Genomic DNA, 14955 nt, shown 5'->3' with positions numbered 1-14955 from the left:
TAGAGGCTGTAACCTTGGTTACAGTTGCTCGCCCGTATTCGTCGGTCTTGCTGATTGAGTCAACTGCGCGTCGATCTTCTGCAGGCTGATGCCTCCGGCATTACCCACTCGATTATACAGCATGAGAATCCATTTCTGCTGGCCAGTTACCGTAATCATTTGCGCCAAACGTTTGCGAATATTGCCTTCTGTATCGGGCGAGGCTACCAGCAGCGCCTGATAGTATACGCCTGATTTGCTTTGCGCGTCGAGGACAGCGTGGCCTCTAACTGGCAGGCTGAACTGGACATCGCCAAGGGCGCATTCAAGTGGAGATGCGGTCAGGTTGATGGCCATGACATTGTCTTTTCCCCGAAGCAGTTTCTCGCTACTGATATGAAAAATCGCGTAGTCTCCGTCGCCTTTGGGGTAGAGAATGAAAATGTAAGAGGCAGAGACGCTGGGTAGGGTAGTCGTGGCTTTGGGGATGCGCAGTTGGGTATCTTCCGATGAATGTGCTTCCTCGAAAAAGACAATTTGGGGCGGGCCATGATAGTGGTACAAAGCTGAGAGTTGGCCTTCATTGAGCTGCAGGGGTACGGCTTTGCCCTCGCCTTGGCCGTTGGCGAAATAAAGTTCTGGTGCGTCGAACTGTTCGTCTTCGGGGATCTCGGCCGATGCATTCTGCTGGCTCTGCGGTTGCGATGAAGGGCGGATGTGCAGGGGTTCTTGGCCAGGAAAGGCAATCGGTGTTTGCTCTGGCCAATAGTAGATGCGGAAGTCCACGGAGACGGCTTCTTCCTGGTTTGCCTGTATATTTTGAACACTGGCGCACAGGAAAAGGCATGCATATTTTAGCAGACGCTTGATCATAGTTCAAAGTCCTCTAGCCATCGAAAGCTCACGACGATAAAACGTCGACCGAACTGGCGATTGGTCTGGTTTAAATTATCGAAATCTGCCTCAGGAGTATTTGCATTTGCATCTACGAACTCAGGGGTACGCTGGACGATCGCTTCGCAGCATGCGTAACTCTTTTCTCCTGTAAGGGATTTTGTCGACTCTCCGTAGGCCCGAATGCGGAACGTGTCTGACCGTGCACTCAGGGTGCTACCTAGTCGGGCAAGAAGGTCGGCTTGGGTGAGCCACCCGGGGAGGCCTTCACTGGTCCAACCGGCTTCGACTTCGGCTTCGGTGTTGACCATCCCGCTAGCTTGTGCGGCGACAGCAGTGTGCTTCAGGTTTTGGTTGAGGTTGGCTTTCTCTATTGCGGCACTCAGTGTGCCCTGAAGGCGGAAGGCATTTACGGGTTCACTAAAGGTGTTGTCCTGCCTGTTTGGCATTCTGTTTATAAACTGAGACAAGCTGCCGAAGGGGCCGCGGAGCTTGACTTCCTCTACGATGTACTGGGCAAGCGTCGAAATTTCAGCAGACGATAGAGCCCGATAGCCGGTATATTGTGAGGCCGAGGTCATGCTATCTACTGTGCCTATCTTAGGGCCGAGCGGATTGTCGTGACGTGTGATGGGAGACTGTGGTGTTTGCGCATCTGCTGCATCGACCATGTTGCCTTGGCGCGTAACTTCTGTTCCGTAGAACGAAGCAAGTAGGGCGCTCCAGGCTTCCACTGAGGTGCTGTTGATGTTGAAGGCGCCGTCCACCATTAAGTCTGCCGCCGCGGTATCGATATTGGATCGGGGGGTTGCGTCGGCTTGGGTGATGTCAACGAGGCGTGGGTTCTGCGGCATGTTGTCTGCAGCCGTATTGGGTAGCGTGGAGAAGAAGTAGTGGTCCCAGAGGGCATTGTTCAGTTTGTAGGAGTAGTCGTGCAGGACACCTCCGAAGTCGAAAAAGGACTCTACGGGGCTATAGGACCCATCCCAGTAACGTTCTGTCTGGCCGAGGTCGATGGCTCGGTTTGCCAGGCTGCTACCGATGGCGTAAGCGGGAATGAGGTTGCCAAATCGGCTGTTCCGCACCCGCTGATAATAAGTGGCGGAGTCGAATTCGTTGTAGAGCGGGGCGTGCATCAGCTGGCCAATCGAGTGCAGATTTTCTCGTACGGGCGCGGGCTGAAAGAGTGAGACGTGATCAATGTGTGCGCCGTTAACAGTGCCTACGCTGACGGTGCTGCCAGACCATGGCGTAACGCCTGTTCCCATGTCGTTATCGCCAAACTGGCCAGTGGAGGGAAAGGTTGGGTTGGGGCTTAGCACGGTGTCGATGTTGCCGCCGTAGACCAGAGGTGTGGGGCCGTTGATCTGTGCGCGTGGATTAAGCTGGCTGATCCACTTGTGGACGTCAGGCGTCAGTGTGACTTTTGAGCTGTCCCAAAATATCTCGTTATCGGCAAAGGTACGCATCGATTTGAAACCCGCCGCGTAGGTCATGTCCAATGGCACTGCCGGGTTAAAGGGGACGAGGTTTCTATAGCCTGAGTAATGGCGCATGAGGGGGTAATCATGCTGGTAGATCGTTGTTTGCAGCAGCTCATTGTCTGAGGGGGTGACTTTGTATAGGCGAAATGCGTTGGCGCGTTTCCCTCCGCCAAACATCTCGTATCTATAGGGTGTCATTGACGGATCGAGTTGTATGCCAGTGTCCACGTAGTAGCCAAAGCCCGGGTGGTATCCACGCTCAAGGATGTGGATTGACGGGTTGAGAGCTGTGGGGTCGTAGACCGTGTGGCTTTCAGGGGGACTGAAGACGACAGCTTCGCCGGGCTCAATGCGCCCGCTATCGAGGAAAAGGGTCAGGCTTTCGCTGAAATCCATTTCGATCTGGGTCTGGCCGTTGATGGACACATCGCTGTTACTGTTGTCTTTGAATCGAATGTTTCGCCAGCGATACCAGAGGTTTGTCTCATTGTTCAAGCTTGCTCCGTCGCCACCGGGGCGAAGGAAAGTGATCATCAACTCTGTGTCCTCTAGCGGGACGTTGTAGGGATTCCACAGGACAAGTGTGGGCATCATGTGCAGGCGTACTTCGCCCGTATTGGCGTCAACCGATGGCACAACATAGAGCTGAAATACCATTATAGAGGGATATGCACCCGCTTGTTTTGTCGTGGATGGCTGGATGGGTAATTCGTTGGTGACAGGGTCTGGCTGAAGATTGAGCCATGAACGAAGTTGGTCCCAATCAGGGCCCCCAGGGTCAACGATACTGGGGGCGGAGTCGTTTGCAGTGCCAAAGATCAGCCCGGACGGGCTGGTATTGCTGTCAAATAATCCGCTTGTCAGGTCCTTTTTTAGGCCGGCATCACGAGTATTGGCCAAAACGCCAAAGCTGTTGAAGGTAACGTTATGGTAGTGCTCAGGAGCAATGGTGTCTGAGTTTGTCATCTGTTGGACGAGACCGTCGAAACTGGAGAAATCATGGAGGCGCGCGCGTATGCTGTCAGAGTAGTTTGAATACCAGGCTAGATCTCGCATTGCTTCTATGCCAAAACGTTGTGCGCTGAGCGTGCTTTCGGAGCCCGTGCTCGCGGTCAGATTTGCTTTTGCTTTGACTCCCTCGTCGCCAATCCAGAAAGCGTAGCCGCCGCTTGATCCGTCCAGCGAATTCAGTTCGATGATACCGACTTCTACTGGGTTAGGGCCGCCGAGAATATCGACACTGCTTGGAAAGTCGGCAGCATCCGCATTGGTATCCGTTAGGAGTGCTTGGTGCGAGTCCGGATAGCCTGAGACCAGCCAGCGGCGAAATGTCGTGTCGACAAAGCCATCTGCGTCGACCGAGGTTTCCCACGTTCCCGACCAGTGTTGCCTGTTTTGTTTTACGCCATCTGCTTGGGTGGAGCCGGTGGACGGATCGAAGTCGTCGGTGTCATAGGGGTCGGTGTCGCGACGTTCCGCCGTCGCACTGATCCGCCTGTCGGGACCGAGCTCTTCCTGGAGGGTTCCGAGGGCTACCTTAAGCCCAAGTAGGGCGTTCTGTCGTGCCAGTTGCTGAGATTCTGATTGGCTCCAAACTGCTAACTCAATCCTGACCATTGATGACAGCGACATGATGAGCAGCAGTATGAACGCCATCAGCACCAGGCTGATCATGAGCGCGAAGCCTCTGTCTGATGCTCTATGAATTTTTTGAACTAGGCTAGAACTTACTGAATTACTATCGTTGCAGGGCGGCATCGCGAGGTCGTTAGGGTAAGGGGTAAGAGGCGATGGTTTATGAGTTGGATGTATGCTAAATCGCGTGAGCGCCGACTTCCAAGTTGGCGCCGTATTGGACCAGTTTAGTCGTAACGTATTTTGCTTCCACCTCTCGTGGTGCGCAATGCTGATCTGCGCTTTGGGCTGCCCATATCCCAACGGCTTGCCCCATCATAGAGCAGGTCGGCATGACACGGGCCGAAGAAAGTGTAAGCTGGTCGGCCGAGAAGCAACGACCGGCCATGAGCAGGTTGACGCCATCGCGGGCGATCAGGCTGCGCAAGGGGATGTGGTAGGGCGGTACGCCTTGCTCTTCCTTTGGAATGATGTAGGTGCGCTTCTCGCAGTCGGGTGTCATGCCATCGAGGTAGAATACACCCCGAGCCACGCCGTCCTCAAATGCCGTTCCTGCCCGAATATCATCCAAGGTAAGCACGTAGTCCCCGATGATGCGTCGACCTTCGCGTAAGCCGATGCGCGGCGAGCAGTGGTCAAACCGCCAGGGCTTCTTTTCGACGCGTTGGTAGTAGTCTAGCACTTCATGCATGCGCTCTCGAGCGCGCATTTCCATACGGGTCATTTCCTCGGTGTCGGTGCTGTCGTAACCAGGGATTTTCACTTTGAGCGCCTTGGCCTGAGAGCCGTGAGGCCATATGCTGGTCATCGGCAGGTCGTCCTTATGCTTAACGGGTTTGAACCAACCATCCGGGAGCTGTGGCACGGGCTTGCCATCCATCATTTCACGCACAAAGAACATCAGTGAGGCGGGCAGGGGCATGCCATCCCCGTCGCGACCTCTGCTTGTGGCGAAACCCGCAGAGCGGGCGACGTGCGCCTCTCCAGTGCAGTCGATAAACACCTTTGCTCGGACGGCTTCCGGGCCAGAATTTCCCCTGATAACGACTTCCTCAATGCGGTTGCCATCCATTCGCGCGCCAACGAAGCAGGTATGCAGTAGCGTGTGTACCTTGTGTCGCTGGAGTAGCTTTTGCAGGATGATCTCGAGTATTGAGTGCTCAAAGATACGGTTGCTGCTCAGCGCGAAGTGTTCGTATTCGCCCAGATAGGGGTCGATTGCGCCCCAGGCCTCTTGCATGGCGATGATTTCGTCAAAGATGGCTCCTTGGCCGCGGGTCTCTCCGCTCCAGTTGGCCACGCCGCCAATCGTGGCGTTGCCTCCGGTGGTGGCAAAGTATTCTACGAGGAGAACCCGGGCTCCTTCGTGCGCGGCGGCACAGGCGGCTGATACACCGGCGATGCCTCCGCCGATCACGGCGACATCTACGTCGTAACGCAGGGGGACGGATTCTTGATAGTTAATAAATTCCATAGATATCAGATCAGCTAAGCGAGTCTAAGGGAACGCGCAGGATTTCGATGGCCTCTTTTTTGCGGGAAAAAATGACGTAGAGGTAATCGTCGTGAATAAGAGTGTGGGGGTAGCCATACTGCCCGACCTTGTGCAAACCCTCGTATTGCTGGAAGTAGGGCTCGTCGGCCAGGATGTGTGGGCTGTCGAATGTCACACCGTCGGTGGAGAGGGACAGCACAAGGGGGCTGCGGTGAAACTCCGGCTGCGGGTCGGGGTTACCTACGTGGTAGAAGCGCCCGTCCGGAAGTCGTCCAAAGTGGAATTTGGTGCTGTTGTCGGTAAAGGTGGTTTTCGAGGGAGCGCTCCAGGATTGCCCGTCATCAAGACTCTCTGTCACCCAGAGCCGTCCTGTGCCTGTGCGTAAGAGCATGTGCAGGTGGCCGTCGTCGGTTTGATAGAAGGAGCCCTCGCAGGGCATGCCATCCCAGCCCATTTGCTCCTGGATGGGTTGGAAGTTGCCCGAATCATCCACGATGTGCTCACCGGGCACGATCCCCGTCGTCGTCCAGCCGCTCAGGCCGCGTGGGTCATCGGTATAGGGAAAGGTGATGCCCCCGCTGAGGATGAGCCGACCTGAGGCGGTTGCTTGGGGGCCGTGGTTTGGGATGAAGGGGAGCTCCAGGTTCTCAATCGCACTCCAGTCGCGGGCATTCTCGCTAGTGCGCACGAGGAGTCGGGTGTCTGTATGACCGGTGTCCGCTGTTGGGCGTTTGCCATCAGACAAACTATTGCCTGAGTATTCAAAGCAACCGGCGTAGGCTATCAGGGAGTCTTCGTGCACGTGAAACCCGCCAGCTGTCATCACGCTTCCATCGAAAACGGGAGTGTTGGTGGGTGCTCCTTGTCCAAAGAGCACTGTGGGGGCGGACCAATTTACAAAGTCGTTCGTATGGGCCAAGAGGACGCGCTGCCCTGGAGCATCTTCATCGTTGTGGCCATTGGACCACATCGCGTATAAGCGACCTTGAAAAAAAACTAGATGTGGGTGATGTGAGTATGCCCAGTTCTCCTGCGGAAGGTGTATCCAGGCGCGCTCGGAGCTTAAGCGCGGGCGGCCGCATCGCAGGGTACGCTCAAAGGCATTGGTGATGGCCGATTCATTCGACGCCAGTGCTGCTGGCTGTGGTTTTCTTGGAGTGTGCGCTGTGTCGCAGTTCAGGCTCATATTACTAGGCTGGGGTGAGGGCGCCTCTCGGAACGCTGTCTGGAATTGGCTAGCCGAAGAGGACTATTCTGAGCCTTACTCTAAAGAATATGGAGCAATATGGGGTTGGGAAATAACGACCAATCTTGTGAAAAATGTAGCGATTTGACCGTGCCCTGGCGCTACGGGACTCCTCGTTTGGGTATCCCCCTGAGGCCGTGAGGATAAAAATAAGTAGCGCTTTCCGCACTCATGCAGGGCGGATGCTTGCTTTTAGCTAGAGCTCTTTTCGATTCCGGTATCGTCCGGGGGTGAGGCCGTAGCGCTCCCTGAAGCAACGTATGAAATATTGTAAGTCCGTGTAGCCGCACATAGCTGCCACGTCGGTAACGTTGTAGCGGAGGTCTTTTAAGAGGATTAGGCTTCGCTGGAGCCGTAGCTCATTCACGTATGAGCGGAAGTTCTTCTTTGCGTGCTTGTGAAAGAAGCGGGAAAAGTGGCTGGGGTGCCGATTGAAGTAGCTGGCAACGGACTCGCGTGTGAGGTCGTTATCGGACCAGTGCTCTGAGAGGTAGTCGCATACGCTCTGCCAGAGGATGGACTGTGGTTGGCTGAAGGACTCGGACGCGTTCTCGATTAATGAGATGAGGTTCGCGTAGAGGACTTTTGCCAAGTGAGTGTCGGCTGAGGACGCTAGTGTATCTGGAGCCGCTTCGCGCAGCAGTGCAAAAATGTGCTTGCCGCGCTGGCCCAAGGTTTCACGTGTTTGCCACTGTGCGACGTAGCTGGGGATCACGCGCTGCTTGCCGCTTCGAATGACTTTTCGAGAGTGTATCGTCATGCGCGTGGAGGTATCCCTAAAGATCATCCCCAGTGAGGTATATGAGGCTTTGGGGACGGGGCAGATCCAAGTCCCTTCCGAGAGGAACAGCATCTGGCCGGGGGAGATGTTCAGTGTCGTTTCCTTTTCTTCCTCAATCGTACAAAACGTGCCGGTGCCTTTTAGGACCACGATAATGCGAGCCGTTTCCATGAAAAAAGACGACTGGTTCCCGATGGGGCGCTTCCCTTGGAGGATGCGTATAATGGGCCGCTCTGCTGGGTCCTGCAGGCGGTTCTGGAGTGTATTCAGTATCTGAGTCTTTGCCTTGCTCTGGCTCATGTTGCGCCCTTGGCCGGAGAAATCGCTTAGCTCCAACCGTCAGAATTTACTATCCACTGTGTTTGCGTCCAGAAGATTCAGGGTTAGAAGGATTTAAATGCGGTGAGCCGCTTTTTACCAGATGGCTGTGATTGATGTGGGTTTGGGGGCTGATTCTTTGTGGAAATCTCGAGTGCTACATTTTTAACACTTATCTCGTTTTTTTTATACGTCACGATTTGGGACATAGATGGGGTATTCTTTGACCGTCTCAGTAATAACCTGCCCTGGTTCTTCAACTTGGGCTTACTACCCAAAATCTACATACCCACTAACACCTATGAAAAATCCCCTGACGATTACCCTCCTTACGATTGGTCTTGTTTCACCTGCATTGGCCGATGATGTACTCATTAATTACCAATTTCATGCTGGCTCAGCCATTGCGACATCGAGTGCCATAGGCATTGATGCTTCTGAATTCGATATCGGACCTGCAGGCGCCGACGGGAGTCCCGCCTGGATCATTAGCGGCGGCACTGAGATGGCGCTCGGATACGCTAACAGCACACCGGCCAGCGAGGCAGATGCAGTGACAAATGGCAGCTACTTTGGTTTTACCCTTACTCCAGATGAGGGCAACGAAGTCAGTCTGACGACGCTTACCTTTGACACCATTGCTAATGCGACGCAGGGCCTGAGCGGTTCCGCTAACGTGACCTTCTTCGTTCGCTCAAGTGTAGACAACTATGCGACGACCATTGACTCCTTTAATCAAGAGTATGTAAACAGCTTCACTTTTGACCAGGTGGATAATCGTACCGTTACTCTCAGCGGAGCGTCATATCAGGATTTGACCGAGGCCACGACATTTCGCATCTACATCTGGGATACGTCAGGCAGCTCCCTGCGTACGCCACGCATTGATAATGTGATCCTGAACGGCACGGCCGCGATCCCCGAGCCTTCGAGCGCTGTGCTGCCGGCTTTGGCCCTGCTGGGCGTGCTGGTATACCGCCGCCGCCGCCTCAAGTAGAGGCAAGCGTTCTTCTGTTAAGCTGTTGAGCACCTCAATGGCTGTGAATTATTAGGCTGCGTGAATGCTGCCTGTTCGAGATGCTGTACCTGAACATGGCCTCCCTCTGGCTTGAGATGGATACGGCAGCAATGTATGTTTTCTTCTAAATTACACAAAATGCCCCATTCGTTTTTTATCGTCCTGTTTTTGCTCGTTGGTCTGAGTAGATTGGCTGCTGTTGAGGCGGTCGAGCCGTGGATATCCTCTGAGGCGTCGGGGGCGCCGGTTGCGCGTATTTATGACACCTTCATGGTGACTCCACGTGGAACGGATCAGTCATCGGGGGCCGTCAACCAGTTCGTGATCGAGCAAGGAGAGGGAGGTGTCCCAGTCTTGAATTGGACGGTTAGTTTAAAGGATCAGGTGAGCGAAGAAAGGGCGCGTAAGGCTTGGGCGCTTTGCCGGGGAGTGTTCCCCGATGCTGCCTGGGGAAAAGTTGTCGGCGTGCGGGTGTGTTTTTACGCGTCGCAGTCGGGTGAGGTGAGGGGGCAGTTCTTTCGTGGTGCAGAGCCGAAGGGGAAAGGCTTTTGGCCCGCCAAGTTGGTGAGTCAAGAGAAGCTTCGCTACGAGAGCGGATTCAACGAACTGACTTTCTACGTTGGGCGAGATGAGTTGGAAAAGTGGGGGAATCGCATAAATAGCTTCGGCCTGAAAACGGATGAGGCGCCGGTTCAGATCTCGTTGGAGTCACTCTCGCTTGTTTTCTCCAGTGAAGCGGCGGCCAAGGATTATGCACGGCAAATGCTCAATGATAAACGTCGCAAGCTGGAGACGATGCTCTCTTGGGTAGAGGTGCGCGGTGTGCCGCTTGTCGTGGCTGCAGAGGATATACAGACCGTAGAGGATGAGCGCACGATCTGGCGTGCGGCCCAGTTGCTGAGCATGGTAGAGCAAGTCAACTACTGGCTGAGTATGGCCAAATACCACCACTTGTCAGACGCTGTATGCGAGGAAGGGGACAAGTTTCAGGATGAGCTGAAGTCCCTTACTGCTGGTTTTACGTCGCTTGAGCGCGCACCGGAACAGTCGAGTATTGATTCCCTACAGCAAGCTATCGATGCCTGGATAACGTCCGTGCAGTCACAGATTTCGCTCGAGGATAGGCGCTGGACTACGGATGAAACTGGTAAACGTTTTCTGCGTGCAAACGGGGAACTTTACCGGATGTTTGGGCCATTCTTCTTCCGTAGCATTTACCGGCCAGGCAATGGGCGTGATAACCTATGGGACCCGTGGGACATGCGCTACATCTCAGCCCTAGGGTTTAATGGGATTCGTCTTACCGTTACTTGGAAGTGGCTTGAGCCTGAACGTGGAAAGCTCGATCCGGCCTACGTGGCTATGTTGAGGGAAATTATGCAGGAGGCCGAGCGCTATGGGTTGGGTGTCTCGATTGATCTCCACTGGCCCTACCCGCAGTGGTTTATGAATGGTCCGGAGGGCAGGGGGCCGCTGCGCGACAATATTGACCACCACAATGCCTACCATTGGCCTGAGGCCCTTGCTGAGTCATGGAGCCTGTTCGCTGAAGCGATGCAGGATATACCCAATATCGTTGCTTTCGAAGTCCCTGCCAATGAGACGCCCATTGGCCGTGGCGAGTTGGGCATCAAGGCCTACCCGGCGCTGCTGGAGTCATGGAATCAATGGCTCAAGGATGATTACGGCGCCCGTGAGGCGCTGGAGGCGGCTTGGCAGAATGACGTCCTGGGACGCACTTATATGCTTCAAGCAACTGAGAGCTGGGACGACAACAGCATTGAGCCGCTGGGCTTTCAAGGTGACCTCTCGCCTGAGGAAGCCTATGAGCACAACCCACGTTTTTGGGATCACGTTCGCTGGGCCGCTTGGGTGCAAGAGTCGACCACGGGGCAAATCTTGGCGGAAATTCGTGAATACATTCCGAGCGCAGAGGGCATGTTTCAATACACGATTGGGGACGTTTGGGATAAAAGTTCCGTGCCGGTGAACTATCAGGCCATTTCGACCCTGTATGGAGAGGGAACGCTACCCGGTACGCACTATGGCATGGGCGGCGTGGCTGCTCGTAAGGCAGCCGCCTTGACGTTGAAGAGCTATGACTCAGAGCAACAGATGGAGGGGCGACGGGATCAGGTCTATCGTCACGTGGCGCTTGGGCTGGGCTTTTGCCCATTTGCCTTCCATGCTCGTGGCGGGGGCGGCATGCTCTTCTCTGATGATGATTGGTATCTGAAGGAGAGTGTGGCATACCTGCCTAAAATGGCCGAGTGGATCCGCACCTATTGGCCGGAAGAAAACGCTGGCCATGCTCGGCGAATCGCGTTTATCGAGAATACTCAGCGCGTGGCTGCAGGGGAAAAGACTTTCGGTGAACTGGACGCCATCGCTGCGCGCTACGATATCGATTTGGCTGTGTTTGAGGGGCTGCGTATAGTAAGAAATCCGGAGCTGCTCGAGGGGTACGATGGCGTGATTCTCGACAGCGGTTGGCTCGACTCTGAGCTGCTGGAAAGACTCAACCAGAACTATGACGGGTATGTGCTGCTCTATGGTGTTCTAGATTACGACGCTTTTGCCCGCGGTGGAACTTTTTCAACCATCAGCCAGTTGGCCGCTGCGGGCCGTTTCTTTAAAGAGGTTGATTTCGCTCACTCTGCGGCTGCGGCGCTGGATTTTATCGACTTGGAGGGGCAATGGCAGGCCGCATTTGTTGACTCGTCTGAAGGCGAACCCAAGCGCTCAGTGCTCTCAGGGGCAAAGTGGCGGCCAATCCACGTCCCGTCCTTTTGGGGCGAAGTGGAAATTTTGGGGTCGTCGCTCTATCACATGGGCGATGTCTGGTATCGCAAAGAGGTGGAGCTGCCGGCTAGCTGGAAAGGCCGCGATCTTACGCTTGAAGCCGGTGCAATCGATGATTTTGACTGGGTCTATTTCAACGGCAAGTTGATCGGAAAGACGACGCAGGATCGTGCGAATTGGTGGTCTGCGCCACGTAGCTATAAGCTTCCCTCAAACCTTACTCGGTGGGGCGATGTCAACACGCTCGAAATCTGTGTGCGCAACACCAATGATGACGGTGGCATTTACAAGGGGCCTGTCCGCATCAGCAGTTCCAACGGAGCCCGAGTCGTTTGGTCAGATACCGCGTTGGACTATCCTCTTGAGCTTTCACCACACAGCACTTTACTGCTGGCCGATGCTGTGTCTGAGGGCGTAGCATTACTCGCTACGGTACAGAGTGAAGAGGGCGCATCGCGCCCAGCTTATCTGCGGGATTGGAACTGGTTTTGGTGGATCGGTGACTCGCCATGGGGATCGGATAGAAACAGCGAGGCCGTGCTAACAACCTTCTTCGAGGCTGTAGATTCAGACAGATAATGCCACAAGCTTGAGCGCTGGATCGCTTCGGCTTTAATGGTCGGGCTAAAGCGATGGGTTTCCGAACCGTTTCGCATTGAGTTCGCTTTTTTATCCACTCAGGCGGACCTAAAAAAGCAAATGCGAAAATAGAAAAATTGCCTCAAAAACGGTTGCGTTGACGATTTTTTAGGCTGCCTTAAGCTCCTCCTTTCCGTTGTCTCGGTAGTAGTAATTTAGCAGACCGCCGAGCCGTTCAAATTTACGAATCTCTGAGGATTGATCGGGCTTAGCGGGCGAGTAGGGGAATGGGATCAAATTGTCCAATCCCTGGTGATTTCGCTCATGGTGAAAATGTTTCATATATTGATCAATGGCCTTTCTCGTACTACCTAGAAATTCATCCGAGCGCATAAATGCTAGGATTGCGGACGTGATGCTTCAGCGTCAAATTGGTTTGAATGGAAGGAAAAGTATTGTTGGCGAAGCTGCTGGCACTGTTCACGGATCGATTGAATCAGGAACTTTTGAATGCGATTGACTATCTGCAGGAAGAAGTTCGCGTGTTGCAGCATCATCTCAAAAAGAAATGTCCCAAATTGGTTGATGCTCAACGCAAGGTGCTTGCAGAGAAAGCGAAGAAATTAGGTAAAGCCATTGAGAAATACACGAATCTTGTCACACCAGATACGCTATATCGCTGGCATCGAAAACTGGTTGCTCAGAAATTTGATGGTTCGAAGAAACGGCAGTATCCTGGGCGACCACGAAAACCAAAAAATGTGAAGGGCTGGTCGTGCGAATGGCTCGCGAGAATCCACGCTCTGGCTCTCTGGATATCGCGAATCGCATGTGTAATCTCGGCCATTCGATCTGCAAAGAAACGGTTCGTCAGATTCTGGAGCGTAATGGGATTAATCCAGTGACTGAGCGTAGAAAACGAACGAATTGGGCTGACTTCATTGCGCGTCACAAGGATGTGATCTGGGGCTGCGATTTCTTTACCGTTGAGGCTTGGTCTGGATTCCATCTGGCAACCTAGTACGTACTGTTTTTTATTCACCTGGAAAGTCGTCGAGTTATCTTCGGTGGTATGACCGACACCCAACCGGTGAATGGTGCGAGCAGCAAGCAAGGGAGTTGACTTGTTTTGATGGACCGATTCAGGGCTTTGGTCGCAGAGGTTACCTGATTCATGACCGTGGCAGTAATTCTACCAGAGCCTTCGGTAAGGTTTTTCGCAGCGTGAATATTAGGCCGCTGAAGCTTCCTGCTCGTTCACCGAACCTGAATGCGTTTGCTGAACGGTTTGTGCGATCTATCAAGCATGAATGCCTGAATCATTTAATCTTGATTGGCGAAGATTCGGTGTGCCGAGCGATCGAGCAGTATCTGGAGCATCGTCACTCAGAACGGAATCACCAAGGTTTGGATAAAATGATTCCATTTCCAGGGCCGGAGCATGAGCAGTCAGCGAGCGGCGAGGGTAGGGTGGTCAAGCGCTCCCGATTGGGCGGGCTGTTGAACTACTACCATCGCGAGGCTGCGTAGTATTTTTGCCGGTTCGATTTTGTTGTTCACTGAAAGCGAATTGAATCAGCTTGTTCTTTATTGCTGTACGGATTCAGTGAAAGCGTCTGATTTTGGCGGAAATTTGCTGACGATGACTGTCAAAGAACGATGTTTCGGATGACAGTTTGGCCATTCCCGATGCCTCAGGCAATGCTCAAGCACCGATGACTGTTAGGATTTGCGGTATTTTCCTTATCGGATGAATTTCTAGGTAGTACGACCACACTAGCTAGGCTAACGAATGTACTGATTAATTTTGTCAAAGCCTAAGTGTTGAAATCGGTTCTATAGCAAAAGAACTCCGTCGAAATCTAATAAAATTACCTCAACATTTTCTTCGGCATGAATTCTTTCGATTAGGTTGGGTAAACCGAGTCTGAAAAAAATTGAAGGTCTTCTGCTGCCTTTTCCCCATGGTTTGAAGATGTTGTCCCAGTGGCAAGGCAAGATGTATTTGGGTTGGAGCTTATCGATGACCATGCGGATGTACTCCTCCTTGCGGTGTCGCCAATTGGCGGCGCAGAGGCATACGACATCAATGGGAGTAGTTTCGATCTTCTCGATTTCTTCTTCGATGAAGTCGGATGAGCCAATGTGGACAATCTGTTTGCCGTCAATTTTGATATGCCAGTCGAAAACTTCACCAGTTTTATAATCCCAAATGAAGAGAGGAGGGGTCGGCTTTTTCGTGACATATCCATCAAAGAATATCTTATTTCCGATGACAGGAGCATGCTTAGATGGAATCGGGCGAACCTGGGCACATCCACACTCAATTGTTTCATGGCCAGTTACTTCGATGATTGAATCTCTAGACACACCAAGTGCCTCAGCAATCAAAGCGGTTGATCGACCTCCAATGATGCGGCTACCTGATCGGATCGAACAGAGGTGTGGCGCATCCATGAGGTGATCGTAGTGCGAGTGGCCAATCAGTATGTCGTTAGCCTGAGGGAACTTGTCAGCTATAAATTTTGCATTACAATTAAGTGGAAATAGCAATCTTGGGAATGAGGGGCGACTTACAAAAGGATCCAGTACGATGCTACGTTTTTTGTTTTGGATTATGAAACTGGCCGTGCCCAAGAATCTTATTTTGAGGGGATCGTAATCACCAGTCCTCTTGTCGACAATTTCATGATAGATCAAACCTGACATGCTATTTTTATACTA

Annotated in this window: 11 protein-coding genes; 5 read left to right on the top strand and 6 right to left on the bottom strand. The window is 53.2% G+C overall.

Translation table 11 applies throughout. From position 1 onward, the window contains the following. Positions 1–18: 18 nt before the first annotated feature. The 5 genes from RBB63_RS11095 to RBB63_RS11075 form a co-directional block, all read right to left on the bottom strand. Positions 19–852, bottom strand: coding sequence for a hypothetical protein (locus tag RBB63_RS11095; RefSeq protein WP_309384153.1), 834 nt, complete (start codon positions 850–852; stop codon positions 19–21). Further along, positions 849–4031: a hypothetical protein gene (locus RBB63_RS11090; protein WP_309384151.1), complete on the bottom strand. Its 3183-nt coding sequence runs from the start codon at positions 4029–4031 to the stop codon at positions 849–851. The genes RBB63_RS11095 and RBB63_RS11090 overlap by 4 nt, the downstream gene beginning before the upstream one ends. 139 nt (positions 4032–4170) lie before the next feature. Beyond that, the gene (locus tag RBB63_RS11085) at positions 4171–5466 is read right to left on the bottom strand and encodes an FAD-dependent oxidoreductase (protein ID WP_309384149.1); all 1296 of its coding nucleotides are present in this window, start codon (positions 5464–5466) and stop codon (positions 4171–4173) included. 10 nt (positions 5467–5476) lie between these two features. Beyond that, positions 5477–6673, bottom strand: coding sequence for an exo-alpha-sialidase (locus tag RBB63_RS11080; RefSeq protein WP_309384147.1), 1197 nt, complete (start codon positions 6671–6673; stop codon positions 5477–5479). A 256-nt stretch (positions 6674–6929) separates the two neighbouring features. After that, on the bottom strand, positions 6930–7814 hold the full coding sequence (locus RBB63_RS11075) for a helix-turn-helix transcriptional regulator (protein WP_309384145.1): 885 nt from the start codon (positions 7812–7814) through the stop codon (positions 6930–6932). 319 nt (positions 7815–8133) lie between these two features. Between RBB63_RS11075 and RBB63_RS11070 the strand changes: the two genes are divergently transcribed. The 5 genes from RBB63_RS11070 to RBB63_RS11055 all read left to right on the top strand — a co-directional run bounded on the left by RBB63_RS11070 (position 8134) and on the right by RBB63_RS11055 (position 13761). Beyond that, positions 8134–8829: a hypothetical protein gene (locus RBB63_RS11070; protein WP_309384143.1), complete on the top strand. Its 696-nt coding sequence runs from the start codon at positions 8134–8136 to the stop codon at positions 8827–8829. 159 nt (positions 8830–8988) lie between these two features. After that, a complete protein-coding gene (locus tag RBB63_RS11065; protein ID WP_309384141.1) occupies positions 8989–12231 on the top strand; it encodes a cellulase family glycosylhydrolase in 3243 nt (1080 codons plus the stop codon). 440 nt (positions 12232–12671) lie between these two features. Beyond that, entirely contained in the window at positions 12672–13136 is a 465-nt protein-coding gene (locus RBB63_RS11060) for a hypothetical protein (RefSeq protein ID WP_309384139.1), read from the top strand. Beyond that, on the top strand, positions 13061–13252 hold the full coding sequence (locus RBB63_RS23660) for a hypothetical protein (RefSeq protein WP_425503896.1): 192 nt from the start codon (positions 13061–13063) through the stop codon (positions 13250–13252). Before RBB63_RS11060 ends, RBB63_RS23660 begins: the two co-directional genes overlap by 76 nt. 203 nt (positions 13253–13455) lie before the next feature. Next, a complete protein-coding gene (locus RBB63_RS11055) occupies positions 13456–13761 on the top strand; it encodes an integrase core domain-containing protein (protein WP_309384137.1) in 306 nt (101 codons plus the stop codon). A gap of 306 nt (positions 13762–14067) precedes the next feature. Here the strand turns inward: RBB63_RS11055 and RBB63_RS11050 are convergent, their stop codons facing one another. Then, positions 14068–14940, bottom strand: coding sequence for an MBL fold metallo-hydrolase (locus RBB63_RS11050; RefSeq protein WP_309384135.1), 873 nt, complete (start codon positions 14938–14940; stop codon positions 14068–14070). Positions 14941–14955 lie beyond the last annotated feature (15 nt).

The organism is Cerasicoccus frondis (assembly GCA_031296915.1).
Classification (GTDB): Bacteria; Verrucomicrobiota; Verrucomicrobiia; order Opitutales; family Cerasicoccaceae; genus Cerasicoccus; species Cerasicoccus frondis.
This window is presented reverse-complemented; position numbering and strand designations above follow the sequence as displayed.

Excerpts from the sequence above, each read along its gene's own strand:
- RBB63_RS11095 (WP_309384153.1), bottom strand. The coding sequence starts at position 852 with ATGATCAAGCGTCTGCTAAAATATGCATGCCTTTTCCTGTGCGCCAGT.
- RBB63_RS11090 (WP_309384151.1), bottom strand. The coding sequence starts at position 4,031 with ATGATCAGCCTGGTGCTGATGGCGTTCATACTGCTGCTCATCATGTCG.
- RBB63_RS11085 (WP_309384149.1), bottom strand. The coding sequence starts at position 5,466 with ATGGAATTTATTAACTATCAAGAATCCGTCCCCCTGCGTTACGACGTA.
- RBB63_RS11080 (WP_309384147.1), bottom strand. The coding sequence starts at position 6,673 with ATGAGCCTGAACTGCGACACAGCGCACACTCCAAGAAAACCACAGCCA.
- RBB63_RS11075 (WP_309384145.1), bottom strand. The coding sequence starts at position 7,814 with ATGAGCCAGAGCAAGGCAAAGACTCAGATACTGAATACACTCCAGAAC.
- RBB63_RS11070 (WP_309384143.1), top strand. The coding sequence starts at position 8,134 with ATGAAAAATCCCCTGACGATTACCCTCCTTACGATTGGTCTTGTTTCA.
- RBB63_RS11065 (WP_309384141.1), top strand. The coding sequence starts at position 8,989 with ATGCCCCATTCGTTTTTTATCGTCCTGTTTTTGCTCGTTGGTCTGAGT.
- RBB63_RS11060 (WP_309384139.1), top strand. The coding sequence starts at position 12,672 with ATGGAAGGAAAAGTATTGTTGGCGAAGCTGCTGGCACTGTTCACGGAT.
- RBB63_RS23660 (WP_425503896.1), top strand. The coding sequence starts at position 13,061 with ATGTGTAATCTCGGCCATTCGATCTGCAAAGAAACGGTTCGTCAGATT.
- RBB63_RS11050 (WP_309384135.1), bottom strand. The coding sequence starts at position 14,940 with ATGTCAGGTTTGATCTATCATGAAATTGTCGACAAGAGGACTGGTGAT.